This window comes from Klebsiella sp. M041 (assembly GCF_059759695.1).
In genome coordinates, this window is record NZ_JCAXWU010000072.1 from 1 (window position 1) to 266 (window position 266).

At 53.0% G+C, this 266-nt stretch carries 1 rRNA gene; it reads right to left on the reverse strand.

Annotation, left to right across the window (positions count from 1 at the left end):
* A 5S ribosomal RNA gene (gene rrf / locus AC6CWS_RS26535) occupies window positions 1-103 on the reverse strand; the annotation flags it as partial.
* Window positions 104-266: the final 163 nt, after the last annotated feature.

The following is a 266-nucleotide window of genomic DNA, read 5'->3' on the forward strand; positions in this document are numbered from 1 at the left end:
CTACTCTCACATGGGGAGACCCCACACTACCATCGGCGCTACGGCGTTTCACTTCTGAGTTCGGCATGGGGTCAGGTGGGACCACCGCGCTAGTGCCGCCAGGCAAATTCTGTTTTATCAACACGTCCTGCGGACGCATCGATTAATCTGTATCGAAGCTGAAAATCTTCTCTCAAATCGCCAAAACATCTTCGGCGTTGTAAGGTTAAGCCTCACGGTTCATTAGTACCGGTTAGCTCAACGCATCGCTGCGCTTACACACCCGG